Source organism: Streptomyces sp. NBC_00873 (genome assembly GCF_045207415.1).
GTDB lineage: Bacteria > Actinomycetota > Actinomycetes > Streptomycetales > Streptomycetaceae > Streptomyces.
This window is the reverse complement of the sequence record NZ_CP108803.1, coordinates 3,495,114-3,510,852: the sequence shown is the minus strand read 5'-3', so window position 1 is coordinate 3,510,852 and position 15,739 is coordinate 3,495,114. Positions and strand designations below refer to the sequence as shown.

Here is a 15,739-nt window from a genome sequence, read left to right as displayed (position 1 = left end):
CTTCCGCGAGTCGGCCCCTTGCTGTTTCCCGTGCTGGGATGGTGCTGGGAAATCTGATCCCTCGTCACCCTTCACCACTCCTGCTCACCTCTACCGTGCTGGGTCTCAGGTAGGGCTTGTGCGCCAGACGGGCGGTGACTCCGACCAGTCTCGTCGACCTGTCTATGCATTCGATCCACGAGGCCGCTTTGGGTGAAGTAAGATTCAATCTACGTAATAATCTGTCTACGTTAAGCGCCTGGGGTGTGTCGTGGAGTTCCAAGGTCGGGTCGGAGATCTTGAACTGCTGGCCGAGCAGTACAAGACAGTGGCAGAGGGTGCTGGAGCCACTCGAGGGCGCGCTGTGATCATGACGGGTCGGCGCCGGGTAGGGAAGTCGCGACTGGTCCAGGAGTTCTGCGACCGCGCGAAAGCACCGTACGTGGTGTTCCAGGCCACCCGAGGGCGTAACCCCGTGACGGAGCGCGCCGACTTTGCCGCGACGCTCGCGCAGTCGCTACTGCCTGGGGCGGAGCTGGTCGCCGGCCTCCAGGCGCAGGACTGGAACCAGGCCCTGCGCTCGCTGGCGCTCGCGGTACCCGATGACACACCAAGCATCGCGGTGATCGACGAGGTGCCCTGGTTGGTCGAACAGGATCAGGAATTCGAGGGCGCACTCCAAACTGTCTGGGACCGTCACCTGTCTTCCAAGCCTGTGCTTCTGCTGCTGGTTGGCAGCGACACATCGGTGATGGAGGCACTGCAGTCGTACGGACGCCCGTTCTTCGGGCGGGCAGCGAAAATGACCGTTCACCCCCTGAACCTGTCCGATGTGCAAGCCATGACCGAGCTCGATGCCGCAGGGGCCGTCGATGCCCAGTTGATCACTGGCGGATTCCCCGAGATCGTGCAGTCGTGGCGGCCGGGAATGGGGCGTACGGCCTTTTTGCAGGCTTCGGTCGCCAACCCTCTCTCGCCCCTGCTGGTGGCTGGCGAGCTGTCACTGCTGGGTGAATTCCCCGAGGCTTCGCACTCGCGGGCAGTACTAGAAGCGGTTGGCAGCGGTGAGCGCACCTTCAGCGCGATCGCAGCCCAGGCCGGCGGCGCCAGCGCGCTGCCGTCCGGCACGCTCTCCCCTCTGCTGGCCATGCTGCAGGTCAAGCGAGTCCTTGCGGCTGATCTCCCCCTGTCCATCAAGCCGGATAGCAAGAACAAGCGCTATCGGATCGCCGACTCGTATCTACGGTTCTGGCTGGCCTTCCTGGCGCGCGCGATCCCACTCATCGAGCGTGGGCGCGGTGACTTGGCACTGGAACGCATCGAGCGATCGTGGACCACTTGGCGTGGGCGAGCGGTCGAGCCGCTGATCCGCGAGTCCTTGCTACGGCTGACGCCCAATGACGAGTGGCCCGAGACCGAGGCCGTCGGCGGTTGGTGGAACCGTCAAAACAACCCCGAGATCGATCTCATCGGTGCAGACCGCGAACCGGTGGCCCGGCAGGTGCACTTCGTTGGGTCGGTCAAGTGGCTGGAGACCCAGCCCTTCGGCCGTCATGAGTACGACGCCTTGGTGCGTGACATGCTCGCCGTCCCCGGCGCCGCTCCGGATACTCCACTGGTCGCGGTCTCCCGCTGTGGGGTGGCCGATGATCTGCCGCTCACCGCGCACTGGGGGCCGGAGGATCTTGTACGGGCGTGGCAGCCCCGATAGCCGCGGAGCTGCGATGTGCGCCTTCTCGTGCCGTGCGAGATGAGCACTGTGGCGAGGTCCGCCTCGGCCGGATCGGTCCCACTGCATCAACACCCGCACCTCAAGGACCATCGGCACCGGCACGCGCCCTCCGCGCGCCCTGCGCCCCTGTGCGCGCGCTCCCCCGTCCTATTGCGGCTCAAGCTGTGGGACGGTGGTGAGCCACCGTAAGGGCTACAGTCAACCGGACGCAACCAGTTGCTGACATCCGCGGCCAGCATGATCCGTCCGTCGGCCGCGCGCGGCAACGGCAGGCCGGCCAGCGTTCTGCGCAGCCGTGACACATCCAGCCGCCCGTGGTTCAAGGCGCCGTACAGGGCACCGTGCCCGCGCCGGTGCTCGGGCGCCAGGGACAGGTCGACCAGCGTCTTGACCGGGGAGAGGCGCCTTCCGACGATCAGTGCGGCGACCGCACCGACGTAGGCCAGAGGGGCGACTGGCGTGGCTGTGGCCGGCGCTTCAGACCTTGACAACCTCTACGGATGGGCCGCACAGGAGCGTCAGGTCCTCGGGGTCGGAAGTGAGGACGGTGACCGGCTGGGGCGCGTTGCGGGCGATGACGGCGAAGGCGGCGTCGATGGCGTACTTGTGGCCGTGGAGATGATGGGCGCGAAGGAGGGCGGCGGCTTCGTCGGTGACCTCTCTGGTGACGTCGTGAACGTCGACGCGGGAGAGGACCCACTTGATGCGGGCCGGGTGGATCCGCTCGTAATCGGCCTCAAGAGTGGTCATGGCACTGGTGGCCACGCGGATGCCTTCCTCTGAAGCCGCCTGGACCAGCGCGACGACGGTGCGGTCCTTGCGGTAGAGCTTGGAGAGTCCTTCGCTGTCGAGCAGCAGGGTGCCGGGCATCAGGCGGCGGCACCGCCGACCTGTCGGTGGTCATGGCGCAGCAGCGCGCGGGCGGCCTCGACCTCCTCGCGGGTGAGCTCGTCATTGTCGGTCTCGAAGTCGGCGACGATCTCCCGAAGCTTGTCCATGGCGACCCGCTGCTCCAGGGCTTCGGCGACGTAGGCGGAGAAGCCACCGGGCCCGACGTGGGCGCGTACGGCCTCGGCAAGGTCCTCGGGCAGGCTGATGGAGTACTTTCTACTACTGCTCATGGTGTCGATCCTACCGACGGTCGTAACTCTGTGGGTGCGAATAATCATGGCAGCGCGGGGGAGGCGGCTCGGCGCTCCACCCTCCGCCTTGCGGGAGGCTGCCCGGTCCGCAGGCAGTCCGCAGGACGGTCGTAAACGCTCGTCGGGGGCCAACGCGGCCAGACGGTGAAATCCCAGGTCGGCGGCCTGGGCGGGGCTCCGTCGCAGGTCAGGATCAGCCCGCAGGCATTCCGCTTCAACGTCTGAGCGGGTGAAATAACACCACGTTGGCGGCCTGGCAAACATGCAGGTCAGGCGGGGTCGGCTCTTCCGGGAGCCGACCCTTTGCTGTTTCCCGTGCTGGGATAGTGCTGGGTTTTCTGAGAGACCGTCACCTATTTGGTTCCGTTTGAGGTGTCGGCGAGTGGTACGTTATTCGGTACTGCTCGATGTAGGGAGTCGGCCCATGTCCATAACTGCGAGCGAAGCCCGTAAGGCTCTCTTTCCGCTGATCAAGAAGGTCAACGACGATCACGAGGCCATCGAGATCGTCTCCAAGCATGGCAACGCCGTGCTCGTCTCGGCCGAGGACTACGCGGCGCTGCGTGAGGGCTCGTACCTGCTGCGTTCTCCGGCGAATGCGCGGCGGCTGCTCAAGGCGTACGAGAATGCGCTGGCTCACATCGATGTGTCGGAGCGCGAGCTGATCGATCCGGATGCGGCGGGCCCGGCTGTGGGTGCCGAGTGAGGCTTGTCTTCGAGGATCAGGGCTGGGAGGACTACACGTCCTGGCTCAAGAACGACCGCAAGATGCTCGCTCGGATCAATAAGCTCATCGAGGACGTCAGGCGTGACCCCTTCACGGGGATCGGCAAGCCCGAGCCGCTGAAGTATCACTTGCCCGGGGCGTGGTCGCGGCGCATCGACGACGAGCACCGGCTCGTCTACCTGGTTGCGGACAAGGAGATCGTCATCCTCGCGGCTCGCTACCACTACTGACCCTGGAGGCGGTTCCCGGTGGGAGGGCGTGCTGAGAGGGCTCTTCCGTGCTGAGATCGTGCTGGGATGACCTCCGGAAAATCAACATCTTCGCAGGTGGGAGTCATGTCGCAGACGTTCCGGTTCAACGTGTAACCGTGTCATTACCGCGCGCTAGGTAATTCGTCAAGCGCGCAGGTCGGAAGGAGTCGAACTCTGGCGAGCCCGACCCCTTCCGTATTCCCGTGCTGACTTGGTGCTGACTTGGAATCGTGGTGTCAGCCCGACTGGCCCGGCGCCAGCTTGTCGAGATCAAGGCTGATCTCGAACGGCAGCGACCGTTGGAGCGCATGGCGGAAGATCCCTGCCGGTGCGTACGAGCCGGTCGGCTCGTCGAGCTCGTAGACGTGCACGGCGGGGACGGTGTCCTCGTCCTCGATACACCAGTAGTGCCGGATGCCGGCCTCGGCATATTTGCGTAGCTTGACGGTCCGGTCGCGGTGGGCGGACTCCGGCGAGACGACCTCGATGACAAGCTGGACGTCTTCGGGAGCGAACCAGGTGCAGTCGGGGTCGTACGGGGCCGTGGTCACCACGAGGTCCGGCTCCGGGCGGTTTCGGGCATCGAGGCGGATGGTCATCTCCCGGCCGACCTTGAAACCCGCTGGGGCCTGTGCCCTGAGGGCCAACGTGAGGTCGGTGACGATCTCTCCGTGCCACCAGCGCTGGGGCGACATCATGAATACGAGGGCTCCGTCGATCAGCTCGGTGTGGCGCGGCGCTTCCGGGAGGCGGTCGAGGTCCTCCGCGAACCAGCCTTCCGCGCGTGGCGGGCGCATCCAGTCGGGCAGTGCGGTCATGAGCCAACCCTAACGATTGCAGCCCTCACGAGGGGGCGTCGTGCCGTTGATCCATACTCGGCGGATGGACCGTGGACAGCCCGCTTCGCCGTGCCGCAGCCTTCGCGCCGCGCACGGCCGCGCGGAGAAGAAGGACGGGATCCGTCGGAGCTGAGCCCAGAACCGGACCCGTGGCAGTCAGGCGGCCATCGGGATCCTGCTCGTGGTGATGCTGGAGATGCCAACCACCTCCACGGTTACGCCACGGACCGCGAGCGCCTTCGCGGTCTGGGCGATGGTGATCTGGGAGAACCCGAAGATCGACTCGGGGGCGAGTTCTACGCCGTTCTTGAACAGGATGGCGAGCCCCGGGCCGGACGCTCACCCCGACGAAAAACACCTCTACCCGACGGCTCAAGCCGTCGGGTAGAGGTGTTTCGGCGCTACGGACCTGAGCTCAGAACAGTGAGTTGTTGCCCTTGAGCCGGCGGCGCAGGAACGTGGCGAAGGTCTGGTCCTCCAGGTGCGTGAGCGCGGTGCCGTCCGGCTCGATACAGGCGACGCGCCAGTCCTGGGGATCGTCCTTGAGGGCGAGCGAGCCAATCGCCCGACCCTCGACCTCTCCCCACTGCAGGAACAGCCGGTCCTCGGTCAGCCAGGCGGCGCGTGCGACGGGGAACACCCGCACGCCCGCGACGACCCCGCCGGGGAACTCCCGCATGATCGCCAGGTAGTCCTCCGGGAGCGGAATGGACGACTCGTTCACGGCCCGGTCCAGTAGCTCTTCGGCGTACTGCCGGACGACCGGCACACCGAGACTCCGCACCTTGGTGACGATTTCCCTCCACCGCCCCGATGTCCCGGTTCGCCAGCACCGTGGCAGTGGCCCGCATGTCGTCCGCGACATTCCAGAACGAGCCCGACTCATATTCCTCGTACGTCTCGAATGCGGGAATCCCCTCGGGGCGTCCCACAAGAGCCCGCGCGACGAACTCCGACGCGGAAAAGGGAAGTTCCAGCCACAGCTGGAAATCGTTGTCCGTGAGGACGGTCGTCCAATTCGCAGTGCCGGTGCCGGTGGTGTCCCACAGCAGCACGCCGTCACGGGCCGTGCGGCCCCACGGCACCATGCCGCCGGGCTGCGGGAAGAGGGACAGCGCAAGCACGTGCTCGCGGGAGCGCAGGGAATCCCGCATGTCCGCGAGGCGAAGCGCGGCGTCCGCCGTGAAGTCCTCCAGGGAGCGCACGGGGACGTCGGAGCGGTTACGGAAGACGGAGCCCGCGAGGAGAAGCCACCCCCTTCAGGGGTGGAGGAGTCACAAGCCGCCGTATAGCTCGCGTATGGCACGCCTCGGCAGGCTGGTCCGGCTCAGTGGAACGCCCGTGGCCCCGACAGGAGTGACCGTGTCCGAACCGCAGACCGCCGCCGCTACCTGGCGCGTCGTGCTCAACGACGAGGAGCAGTACTCGATCTGGCGGAACGACCGCGAGCTGCCCGCCGGCTGGCGTGCCGAGGGCACCGCCGGGTCGCGGGAGCAGTGCCTCGCCCGCATCCAGGAGGTGTGGACCGACCTGCGTCCGGCCAGCCTGCGCCGCCGCATGGCCGGACAGGACGACTGAGAGGCTGTCGGGCTACCTCTGATCGGGCGGTCGCGCCCTGGTACGCCCGCTTCCCGATCGAAGGTAGCCCGAAAGCCTCTGAGCCACCCCGCCCCGCAGTCATTTGCGATCGACATCCGCGACCGACCAGGACAAGGAGCGCAGACCCATGACCCCCGCACCGCCGACGGTCGGCCCGGACCCGGCCCGGACCGTCCCCGGGCTCGTCGGACGCGAGGTGAAGCGCACTCCCGAGGCCACCGCCGTGGTGGCGGGCGGCCTGCGGATGTCCTACGTGGACCTCGACCGCCGCTCCGCCCGGCTCGCCCGAGGGCTGCGGACCCTGGGCGCGGGACCGAAGGCCCCGGTCGGCGTGCTGCTCGGCCGCAGCCCCGACCTGGTGGTCGCACTGCTCGCCGTCTGGCGGGCCGGCGCCCCCTACCTCGCCCTGGACGTGAGCCTCCCGCAGCCGCGGCTCGACGCCCTCGTGGCGGACTCCGGGACCGGGCTGGTCCTGTGCGACCCGGCGGCCAGGGACACCGTGGCCGCGACGGGGGCCACTCCCGTCGTCCCGGCGGAGACCGAGGGTACTTGGGCCGCCTTTGGAAAGGCTCCCGAGCCCGGTGCCGCGGCCTGCATACTGCCCGCCTCCGGCTCCGGCTCCGCCGACGCGCCCGAAGACGGCGTGGTCGTGACGCACGAGGACTTCGCGGACAGGGTCACGGCGGCGGTCGCCCGGCTCGGGCTGACCGCCCGGGACCGGGTGCTGCACCACGCGGACCTGCTCTCCGACGCCCATGTGTGGGAGATCTTCGCACCGCTCTGCGCAGGGGGGGCCACGGTGCTGGCCCCGGACGCCGACCGCGACCCGGCGGACCTGGTACGGGTCATGGGCGAGCACCGGGTCAGCGTCGTCCGGGCCGGGCCGTCGCTCCTGCGGACGTTGGCGGGGCAGGCCGGCCGGTCGCAGTGCACCGCGCTGCGTGCGGTGGTCTCCTGCGAGGGCGGGGCATGGCAGGTCCACAGCTCCGTCGAGGGACCCGTCGAGAGCGCCGCCGTGTCGGAGGTTCCGGTGCCGGTCGCCTTCGCGGGGCGGGCCGCGGCGGCGCCGGCCGCGGTCGCCGTGGAGGGGGACGGGTTCGCCCTGACCTTCGGCGGGCTGGGGGAGGCGTCGAACCGCTGGGCGCGGTGTCTGCGGTCGGTGGGCGTGGGGCACGGCTCGGTGGTGGGGGTGCTGGTGCGGCGCGGGCCCGATCTGCACGCGGTGATGCTGGGGGTGTGGAAGGCGGGCGCGGCGTTCGTGCCGCTGGATCCGGCCTTCCCGGCGGCCCGGACGGCCTGGCTGCTCGCCGACGCGGGTGTGCAGGTGCTGGTCACCGAGGCGGCGTACGTGCCCGACGGGTTCGACAGGCGTGTTTTGTGCGTGGACGATCCGGAGGTCGCGAGCGCGCTCGCACGGGGTTCGGGCGCGGCGCTCGGGGTGGCGCAGGATCCGGACGAGGCGGCGTACGTGATCCACACGCCGGGTGCGGCGGGGCGCCCGCACGGTGTGGCGGTCACACACCGGGGGCTGGCGAACCACGCGGCGTGGGCGGCGCGGAACCTGGCCGGTGCGGGCCGCGGCGGCGGGGCGGTGTTCTCGTCGATCGCCTGCGACCTGGCGGTGACGGGCATGTGGGCGCCGCTGCTGGCCGGACAGCGGGTGCTGATGCTGCCGCAGGACCTGGACCTGGCGGAGTTGGGGGAGCGGCTGGCGGCAGCCGGGCCGTTCAGCTTCCTGAAGTTGACGTCGGGCCAACTGGGGCTCCTGGCACGACAGTTGGGCGATGCCGGGATCGCCGAGCTGGCCGGGGTCGTCGTGGTCGAGGGCGAGGCGCTGCGGGGGCCCGGGGCAGCGCGTCTCGGCGGGGTCCTCGGTCCCGGCCGGCTGGTCCATGAGTACGGGACGGCCGAGGGGTCGGCGGGCCCGTGCGTCCATCCCGTACCGGCTGATCCGGGCGCGGGCGCGGGCGCGGTGTCGGCCGGAACTCAGCTGCCGGGGGCGGTGATACGGGTGCTGGACGGCGAGTACCGGCCGGTCCCGGTCGGCACGGTGGGCGAGCTGTACGTGGCCGGGGCCGGGGTGGCTCGCGGGTATCCGGGCCGCGGCGCGCTGACCGCGCAGCGGTTCGTGCCCGATCCGTACGGTCCGCCGGGGACGCGGATGTACCGCACCGGAGACCTGGCGCGCTGGACGGAAGCGGGGGTGGCGGAGCTCCTCGGCCGCACCGACCGCCAGGTGAGGATCAGCGGCCACCGGGTCGATCCGGCGGAGTCCGAAGAGGCCCTCCACGACCACCCCTGCGTCAGTGAGGCCGTCGTCGTCGGCTGCGAGCCCGCGCCGGGCGACGTCCGCCTGGCCGCCTATGTGGTGCCGCGCCCCGGTGCGGAAGACCTGGACTCCGCGGCGCTGGCGGCGCACTGCGGGCGGCGGCTGCCCGGATACCTGGTGCCCGGCAGTTTCACCCTGCTGGACGAGGTGCCGCTGGACGCCGACGGGCGGGTGGACCGCGAGGCACTGCCGGACGCCTCCGTCGCCGTGCCGGAGGGTGACGGAGGGTGGCGACGTCTCGAAGACGCGCAGGAGGGGCCCAAGTGACCGGCACATAGCGTGAGATGCCGTCGAACCTTGTTGTAAACATCGAAAGCTTGTCCGCACAATGTCTCCACGGGGGTCGGGGCATTCACTGTCCCGGGAATGGAGGCGGTGTGTCGCCCAGCTTGTCGTTTCAGGTGCTGGGCTCGCTGAAGGTGAGCGTGGACGGCCGGCCGCTGACGCTGCGCAGTGCACGACAGCGGGCAGTTCTGGCCGTACTCCTGCTGACCCCGGGGCGGGTCGTCTCCGTGCAGTCCCTGGCGGAAGCCGTCTGGCACAGCGACCCGCCCGCCACGGTGCGCAACCAGATCGCCATCTGCGTCTCCGCGCTCCGTAAGACGTTGCGGGACGAGGCGGGCGTCGACGGCCTCATCGAGACGGTGCTTCCCGGCTATGTGCTGCACGCGGAGGGCCACTACGTCGACCTCCTCGAACTGCACCAGTGCATCGCGAGCGCCCGGGCCGCCGCGGAGGCCGGGGACCCGGCGGCGGCGGGCCGCTTCGAGTACGCGCTCTCGCTGTGGTCCGGACCGGTGCTCGACGGCATGGACGGCGGCGCCATCGACGGGGCGGTCAGCCGGCTGACCGAGCTGCGGCTCGACCTGGCCGAGGAGCACGCCGCCCTCCTGCTCCAGCAGGGCCGCTACCGGGCGGTGGTGGCGGGCCTGGCCCCGGTCGTCGCCGAGCATCCGCTGCGCGAGCAGGCTCGCGCCGTCCTCATGCAGGCGTACTACCTGTCGGGCAGGCGGTCCGAGGCGCTGGAGTGCTACCGCGAAGGGCGCCAGATCCTGGTGGCGGAGCTGGGCGTCGAGCCCGGAGCGGAGCTGCAGGAACTCCACCGCACGGTGCTGGAAGGCATCCGGCCCCGGGGTGCCGGGCGGGAGCGGGCGCCGGCCGCCCCGCCCGCCGTCGTCCCCCGCCAACTCCCGTGCCAGCCCGAACCGTTCTTCGGCCGGGAGGCCGAACTGGACCTGCTGGAGCGCCTGCTGGAGCCGACGGACGGCCATCCGCCGGTGCGGATCGCGGCGATCTGCGGCGCTGCCGGGGTCGGCAAGAGCGCGCTCGCCATGCTCTGGGCGAACCGCCGCGCCGAGCACTTCCCGGACGGCCAGCTTTTCATGGACCTCCAGGGCTTCCACGAGCACGGCCCCCCCGTCCCGCCCGAGGCCGCACTCGACCGGGCGCTGCGCGCGCTCGGCGTGCCCGGCGCCGCGATCCCCGCCGACCTGCAGGACCGGGCCGCGCTCTACCGCAGCACCCTGGACGGCAAGCGGCTGCTCTTCGTCCTCGACAACGCCGGCTCCCCGGCCCAGATCCGCCCGCTGCTCCCGGGGCGCGGCCCGGCCCGGGTACTGGTCACCAGCCGGGACCCGCTGTCCGGGCTGGCCGGCGAGTTCGCCGCGGTCGGTGTGGAACTGCGGGCGATGAGCGCGGCCGAGGCCCGGGACATGCTCGTCGCCGTGCTCGGTAAGGAGCGCGTGGCGGCCGAACCGGCGGCAGCACAGCGGCTGGTGGAGCTGTGCGACCGCTTGCCGCTGGCTCTCAGGGTCGTGGCGACCCGGCTGCTCGCCGACCACCGGTGGTCGCTGCGCCAGCTGGTGGCGAGGATGGAGGACCGCCGCGACCGCCTGGACATGCTCGGTTCGGGCGAGGGCGGTTTGCGCGCGGGGGCCTGGCTCGGCTACCGGACGCTGTCGGTGCAGGCCGCGCGGCTCTACCGGCGCCTGGGCATGCTGGGCGTGCCCGACTTCCCCGCCTGGATCGGCGCCGCCGTCCTCGGTGTCACCCCCCGCGCCTCCGAGGAGCTGCTGCACCAGCTGGCCGGCGCGCAGTTCCTCGAGACCTGCCCCGCGCCGGGTGGGGGGCTCCGCTTCCGCTTCCAGGACCCGATGCGCCCGTTCGCGCGGGAGCGGTGCCTCGCGGAGGACGCCCCGCAGGAGCGCCAGGAGAGCCTGGAGCGGGTGCTGGGCGCCATGCTCGCCCTGGCGCACGCCGCGCAGGAGCAGCTGTACGGCAAGGGCGAGGCCGTCCCCCGCGGCGTGATGCACGGGGAGGTCCTGCCGGGCGAGACCGTCAGCGAGCTCGTCGGCGATCCCATCGAGTGGTTCGAGGGCGAGCGGGAGGCGCTCGTGGGCCTGGTGCGGCAGGCGTCGCAGAACGGCCTCGCCGGCCACGCCTGGGCCCTGACGGTGCGGTCCGTGCCCTTCTTCGAGACCCGCAACCACCTGGAGGACTGGCGGCGGGCCGCGGAGTACGCGCTGGAGGGCGCGCAGCGCGAGGGGGACACGCTCGGAGCGGGCACCATGCTCCGCTCCCTGGGGACGCTCGCCATCTACCAGCGCCGCTACGAGGAGGCACGGGACCGGCTCCTGTCGGCCATGTTCCACCTGGAGCAGAGCGACGACACACAGGGCCGGGCCATCGTGCGGCGCAATCTCGCCGTGTGCGCCAGGTTCTCGGGCGACCTTGCCGAAGCGGCCCGCTACTGCGAGGAGTCCCTCGTGCTGTTCCGGCGCACCAGGGACTTCTCGGGCCTGTCGCACGCCCTGGGGCTGCTCGCCCAGATCGAGATCGAGCAGGGCAAGCCCGAGCGCGGCGTCGAACTGAGCAATCAGGCGATAGAGGCCAGCTACGAAGGCGGGTCGCTGCGCAGCCGGACCCAGAACCTCTACCGTCTCGCCGAAGCGCTGCTGTCTGCCGGGCAGCCCGCGCGGGCTGAGCGGGTCTGCCACGACGTGGTCGCCCTGACCCGCGGTCAGGGCGACCGCCTGGGCGAGGCCCACGGGCTGTGCGTCCTCGGCGAGGCCCAGTGGCGGCAGAACGAGGCGCACAAGGCGCGCGCCAGCCTGCTGGTGGCACTGCGCGCCGCCGAAGAGGTCAGGGACCGGTTCCTGCAGGCCCGGATCACGACGAACCTCGCCTGCGTCGAGGCGATCCGGGGAGGAAGCACTGCCACAGTCCCCCTGGAGTGGGCCCAGCAGGAGTTCCGTACGCTCAACGCACCGTTATGGGTGCGGCGCGCGGGCCTGCTGCAGCAGGCCCTGGCGTCTCGGTCTGTCGGCCGGCCGATCGACGGCTCGGCCCTGGCACGCCTGCTCGACGCACGCTGACCGTTCCTGGTCAGTGAGCAGGAGTGAGTCCCGGCTCACCGGTACGCCCCGAACGGTCTTGGGCGCACTGGTCCTCCGCTTTCGCGTCCCGGTCGGCGACGCATATCCCGTATGCGGTCCGTCCCGGGCGGGCGGAATTCCTACGACCTGGCCATATGGGTGTGGCCGGAGGCGACGGGGAGGCCCCGAACCATCTCGCTGGTGACACGGGGGCCCCGACTGCTGACGCCCACCCGGCGTCCCAGATCGCACCGAATACGTTACGCACACCCCGCCGGGCATACCCGCAGCTTGTGACACCGTTCACCCCATCGTGCCCACGTTCGCCAAAACGATGTGCCTGCTCAGCAGTTGTGACCCCCCGAGCCCCCCGGCACGCGTCGGCGATGCCGGTCACAGGGTCCAGGGCAGGTCTGTGGTCCCGGTGTCGCCCGCGGCGGTGATGACGGTCCACGGGAGGTCGTCCGTGCCCGGGTCGGTCGCCGCACCGCCGAGCAGCGGGAGGAAGAGGAACGCCGTGGTGATGAACGCCGCTGCGGTCGGACGGGGCTTGCGCATCAACGGATCTCCCAGTCGTGAAATAAATTCCCCATGATTTTCGGAAACCACCCTACGGGGCCGCGCTTTTGTATCGATTTCCCCGCTATTTCGCGTGCTCGAAATCGCCACGATAACGCGGGGAAAATGCGCGCCGCTAGAGTCCTGGAGACTGTTTCATCAGGGCTGCCAGGTGTGCCACGTGCCTCCACGGGGAAAAGAGGGCGCGCCGGAAACGGATTGTGCTGTGCTGAACTCTGGTGGTGTGGCTGTCAGACCCGTCGACGGGATCGCCGAGCCGGACGGCGTCGGCGCAGAAGTGCCGGCGGCGCTCGAATTCAGGCTGCTCGGGCCGGTTTCCGCGATCCGGTTCGGGAGACCGGTCCCGCTGTCCGGGACGAAGATCCATACCGTACTGGCGGTGCTGCTGCTCGCGAGAGGCGCCCTGGTCACCGACGACAGACTGAGCGCGGCGCTGTGGGGAGATGCCCCGCCACCCACGTCGAATTCTCAGATCTACACCTATGTGTCACGGCTCAGGAAGGGCCTCAAAGGCGCGGTGGAGATTTCCAGGAAAGGCTCGGGATACGTACTCGACGCGAAAAACGCCCAGGTCGACCTGTTCTCCTTCGAACGGCTCGACCGGCTGGGCCAGCAGGCCCTGAGGGAGCGCCGCCACGAGGACGCGGGGCGGCTCCTCGGCCTGGCGCTCGACTGCTGGAGCGGCCATGCCCTGGAGAACGTCACCGACCACCTGCTCCAGGCCGAGCAGCCGCGTCTGGAGTTCCTGCGCGCAGAGGCGCTGGAGCGCCGGATCGAGGCGGACCTGGCGCTCGGCAGGCACCGCGCCCTGGTACCCGAACTCCTCTCCCTGGTCGCCCGCTTCCCCATGGACGAGAACCTGCGCGCACACCTCATCACTGCGCTGCACAGGTCGGACCGGCAGGCGGCGGCCGTCAAGGTGTACGGCGAGGGCCGCCGGATCCTCGACGAGCAGCTCGGTGTGGCGCCCGGTCCGCAGCTCAGCGGGGCGTATGTGCGGATGCTGCACGGAGAAGGCGCCCCGGCGCCGCGCAAACCGCTCGTCCTGCTGCCCGCCCGGGCCGCCGCGTTCACCGGGCGGACGGCCGAGGCGGCCCGGCTCAGGTCGCTGCTGCTGCGCCGTGCGCCGGGCCCGGGCTCCCGGCTCAGGGCGGCGCTGGTCACGGGGATGCCCGGCAGCGGCAAGACGGCCCTGGCCGCCGAAGTGGCGTACCACTGCGCCAGGGCGTTCCCGGATGGGGTGCTGCACGCCGACCTCCAGGACGCCCACAGAGGCGCGAGGCCGCCCGCAGCCGTCCTGACCGAGATCCTCGCCGCCCTGGGTGAGGCCGTGCCGGCCGACGGGACCGGCCTCAACGGCCTGGTGCGGCGCTACCGCGCCAGGACGGCCGCGGCCCGGATGCTGCTCGTCCTGGACGACGCGCTGAGCGACTCGCAGCTGGCCCCCCTGCTGCCCGCGGGCCCGGACACCGCGGTGCTGGTCACCAGCCGGGCGCGGCTGGCGACCGTGCCCGCCGTCCACACGGTGGCCCTGCGCCCGATGAGCGACGAGGAGGCAGCGGCGCTGCTCGCCGAGACCGCGGGCGCGGAACGGATCGCCGCCGAGCCGTCGGCGGCGCGGGACCTGGTGCGCCACTGCGCCGGACTGCCGCTCGCGGTGCGGATCGCGGGCGCCCGGCTCGCCTCCCGCACGCACTGGCCGGTGGCCAGGATGGCCGCCCAGCTCGCCGAACCACGCTCCAGGCTCGCCGCCCTGTCCTACGGCGACCTCGACCTCTCCCGCACCCTGGCCCGGGCACTGCCCCCGCTGCGCCCGGCCACCCGGGCCGTCCTGCCCTGGCTCGCGAAGATGGGCCCGGGCCCCTTCACCGCCCGGCTCGCGGGTGACGTGGTCGGCCTCGCCGAAGCCGAGGCGGAGCGAGCCCTGGAAGACCTCGTCGACGCCTCCTTGATCCGCCCGGAGGCAGGAGGCGGCGATGCCCAGGAGGCGGATCGCTACCGGTTCCATCCCCTGGTCCTGCTGCTGGCGGACTCACTGCCGAGAGCGGAGAACCCGTTGTGACCCCTGACCGCACGGCCCGGCCCCGCCAAGTCGGCGGCAAGTTACAAAATAGCGGTGGGCAAGATCTGTGGCCGAGGGTTGACGCCATGAAGCGTATGGATGGTGACCGCCATGAGTGAGGCGGCCGGGATCACCTCGGAAGACTCGGTGCAGGCTCTGTGTTCGGCCATCGAGGAAGCGGCCGGGCTGCTGGAGGTGGAGTGCTCGCGGGACAAGGTGCTGCCCATCCTGGACCTGTACGGGGGTGATCTCGCGCAGTCCGCGGTCGCGTTCAGGGTGGCGACCGGCGCGCGCCGCGCGGGAGAGCTCGACTGCCGGTTCATGGTGCCGCAGGACGTCGACCCGTACCAACTGGCCCTGGACAACGGCCTGGTGAAGAAGACGGACCACCCCGTCGCCAGGCTGCTCTCGGACATCCGGGAGAGCTGCCCCGTCGACGGCTACGGCATCGACTTCGGGGTCGTCGGGGGGTTCAAGAAGATCTGGGTGGTGCTGCCCAGGACCGGCCTTCAGCAGGTCACGAAGCTCGCCGGCATCCCGTCGATGCCGCGCAGCCTGGGCGAGAGCCTCGACTTCATCGCCCGGCACGGCCTGGGCGACACCGCGGGTCTGCTCGGGATCGACTACCGCAACCGGACCGTGAACGTGTATTTCGGTGAGCCCCCCGCCGGGGGCATCGCTGCGGAGTCCGTGCGGTCGATGCTCCGCGAGGTCGACCAGGCGGAGCCCACCGAGCAGATGCTCAGGCTCGGCCGGCAGGCCTTCGGCGTCTACGTGACCCTGAACTGGGACTCCCCGAAGATCGAGCGGATCTGCTTCGCGGTGGCGACCACGGACCCGGCCAGTCTTCCCGTCGAACTCGACGACAGGATCGATCTGTTCGTGAAGCACGTGCTGCGCGCCGACCCCGGCACGAAGTTCGTCTACGCCGTCGCCTCCCAGCCCGACGGTGAGTACTACAAGCTCCAGTCCTACTACCGGTGGGGCTCCGGAGTGCCGGAGATCATGCAGCTGACCGAGGGCGCCCTCGCGGACCCGGTGTAGCCCACCCCCTTTCTTTTTGACACCCCAAACTCCTCAAACTCCCCACGGCCCGCAGGCGGTTGGAGTCTCCTTGCCGCCCGGT

The 15,739-nt window shown here is 70.4% G+C and carries 14 protein-coding genes and 1 pseudogene; 9 read left to right on the top strand and 6 right to left on the bottom strand.

Annotated elements, in window-relative coordinates; all coding sequences use genetic code 11:
- Nucleotides 1–250: 250 nt before the first annotated feature.
- Nucleotides 251–1,690, top strand: a complete 1,440-nt coding sequence (locus tag OH809_RS15725; protein ID WP_406421802.1) for an ATP-binding protein — start codon at nt 251–253, stop codon at nt 1,688–1,690.
- Between the two features lie 211 nt (nt 1,691–1,901).
- Here the strand turns inward: OH809_RS15725 and OH809_RS15720 are convergent.
- From OH809_RS15720 to OH809_RS15710, 3 genes and pseudogenes are all read right to left on the bottom strand, one after another.
- Nucleotides 1,902–2,106: pseudogene (locus OH809_RS15720) on the bottom strand (transposase); the annotation flags it as partial.
- An 82-nt stretch (nt 2,107–2,188) separates the two neighbouring features.
- The gene (locus OH809_RS15715; RefSeq protein ID WP_406421803.1) at nt 2,189–2,581 is read right to left on the bottom strand and encodes a DNA-binding protein; all 393 of its coding nucleotides are present in this window, start codon (nt 2,579–2,581) and stop codon (nt 2,189–2,191) included.
- On the bottom strand, nt 2,581–2,832 hold the full coding sequence (locus OH809_RS15710; RefSeq protein WP_073946283.1) for a hypothetical protein: 252 nt from the start codon (nt 2,830–2,832) through the stop codon (nt 2,581–2,583). The genes OH809_RS15715 and OH809_RS15710 overlap by 1 nt, the downstream gene beginning before the upstream one ends.
- Before the next feature lie 445 nt (nt 2,833–3,277).
- On the opposite strand from OH809_RS15710, the gene OH809_RS15705 reads away from it, so the two are divergent.
- Nucleotides 3,278–3,559 (top strand): type II toxin-antitoxin system Phd/YefM family antitoxin, encoded by a 282-nt coding sequence (locus tag OH809_RS15705; protein ID WP_406421804.1) that lies wholly within the window; start codon nt 3,278–3,280, stop codon nt 3,557–3,559.
- The gene (locus OH809_RS15700; RefSeq protein ID WP_406421805.1) at nt 3,556–3,810 is read left to right on the top strand and encodes a Txe/YoeB family addiction module toxin; all 255 of its coding nucleotides are present in this window, start codon (nt 3,556–3,558) and stop codon (nt 3,808–3,810) included. The genes OH809_RS15705 and OH809_RS15700 overlap by 4 nt, the downstream gene beginning before the upstream one ends.
- Before the next feature lie 257 nt (nt 3,811–4,067).
- On the opposite strand, the gene OH809_RS15695 is transcribed toward OH809_RS15700, so the two are convergent.
- Entirely contained in the window at nt 4,068–4,649 is a 582-nt protein-coding gene (locus OH809_RS15695; protein WP_406421806.1) for a Uma2 family endonuclease, read from the bottom strand.
- Between the two features lie 208 nt (nt 4,650–4,857).
- Here OH809_RS15695 and OH809_RS15690 point away from each other — a divergent pair, with 208 nt between their 5' ends.
- Nucleotides 4,858–5,058 carry a hypothetical protein gene (locus OH809_RS15690; protein ID WP_406515258.1) on the top strand — a complete coding sequence of 67 codons (201 nt, stop codon included), beginning with the start codon at nt 4,858–4,860 and terminating at the stop codon, nt 5,056–5,058.
- 27 nt (nt 5,059–5,085) lie between these two features.
- Here OH809_RS15690 and OH809_RS15685 read toward each other — a convergent pair whose 3' ends face one another.
- Nucleotides 5,086–5,454, bottom strand: a complete 369-nt coding sequence (locus OH809_RS15685) for a hypothetical protein (protein WP_406421807.1) — start codon at nt 5,452–5,454, stop codon at nt 5,086–5,088.
- Nucleotides 5,455–6,032: 578 nt separating this feature from the next.
- Between OH809_RS15685 and OH809_RS15680 the strand changes: the two genes are divergently transcribed.
- From OH809_RS15680 to OH809_RS15670, 3 genes are all read left to right on the top strand, one after another.
- Nucleotides 6,033–6,248, top strand: coding sequence for an MbtH family protein (locus OH809_RS15680; protein WP_406421808.1), 216 nt, complete (start codon nt 6,033–6,035; stop codon nt 6,246–6,248).
- 148 nt (nt 6,249–6,396) lie between these two features.
- Nucleotides 6,397–8,865, top strand: a complete 2,469-nt coding sequence (locus OH809_RS15675) for an amino acid adenylation domain-containing protein (protein WP_406515257.1) — start codon at nt 6,397–6,399, stop codon at nt 8,863–8,865.
- Between the two features lie 110 nt (nt 8,866–8,975).
- The gene (locus OH809_RS15670) at nt 8,976–11,972 is read left to right on the top strand and encodes a BTAD domain-containing putative transcriptional regulator (RefSeq protein ID WP_406515256.1); all 2,997 of its coding nucleotides are present in this window, start codon (nt 8,976–8,978) and stop codon (nt 11,970–11,972) included.
- A gap of 393 nt (nt 11,973–12,365) precedes the next feature.
- Here OH809_RS15670 and OH809_RS15665 read toward each other — a convergent pair whose 3' ends face one another.
- Nucleotides 12,366–12,530 (bottom strand): hypothetical protein, encoded by a 165-nt coding sequence (locus tag OH809_RS15665; protein ID WP_406421811.1) that lies wholly within the window; start codon nt 12,528–12,530, stop codon nt 12,366–12,368.
- 244 nt (nt 12,531–12,774) lie between these two features.
- Here OH809_RS15665 and OH809_RS15660 point away from each other — a divergent pair, with 244 nt between their 5' ends.
- On the top strand, nt 12,775–14,613 hold the full coding sequence (locus OH809_RS15660; RefSeq protein ID WP_406515255.1) for a BTAD domain-containing putative transcriptional regulator: 1,839 nt from the start codon (nt 12,775–12,777) through the stop codon (nt 14,611–14,613).
- Between the two features lie 111 nt (nt 14,614–14,724).
- The gene (locus OH809_RS15655) at nt 14,725–15,657 is read left to right on the top strand and encodes an aromatic prenyltransferase (RefSeq protein WP_406515254.1); all 933 of its coding nucleotides are present in this window, start codon (nt 14,725–14,727) and stop codon (nt 15,655–15,657) included.
- Nucleotides 15,658–15,739 lie beyond the last annotated feature (82 nt).

Coding starts and splice junctions, on each gene's coding strand:
- OH809_RS15715 (WP_406421803.1), bottom strand. CDS start 2,581: ATGCCCGGCACCCTGCTGCTCGACAGCGAAGGACTCTCCAAGCTCTAC.
- OH809_RS15710 (WP_073946283.1), bottom strand. CDS start 2,832: ATGAGCAGTAGTAGAAAGTACTCCATCAGCCTGCCCGAGGACCTTGCC.
- OH809_RS15705 (WP_406421804.1), top strand. CDS start 3,278: ATGTCCATAACTGCGAGCGAAGCCCGTAAGGCTCTCTTTCCGCTGATC.
- OH809_RS15695 (WP_406421806.1), bottom strand. CDS start 4,649: ATGACCGCACTGCCCGACTGGATGCGCCCGCCACGCGCGGAAGGCTGG.
- OH809_RS15690 (WP_406515258.1), top strand. CDS start 4,858: ATGCTGGAGATGCCAACCACCTCCACGGTTACGCCACGGACCGCGAGC.
- OH809_RS15675 (WP_406515257.1), top strand. CDS start 6,397: ATGACCCCCGCACCGCCGACGGTCGGCCCGGACCCGGCCCGGACCGTC.
- OH809_RS15665 (WP_406421811.1), bottom strand. CDS start 12,530: ATGCGCAAGCCCCGTCCGACCGCAGCGGCGTTCATCACCACGGCGTTC.
- OH809_RS15655 (WP_406515254.1), top strand. CDS start 14,725: ATGAGTGAGGCGGCCGGGATCACCTCGGAAGACTCGGTGCAGGCTCTG.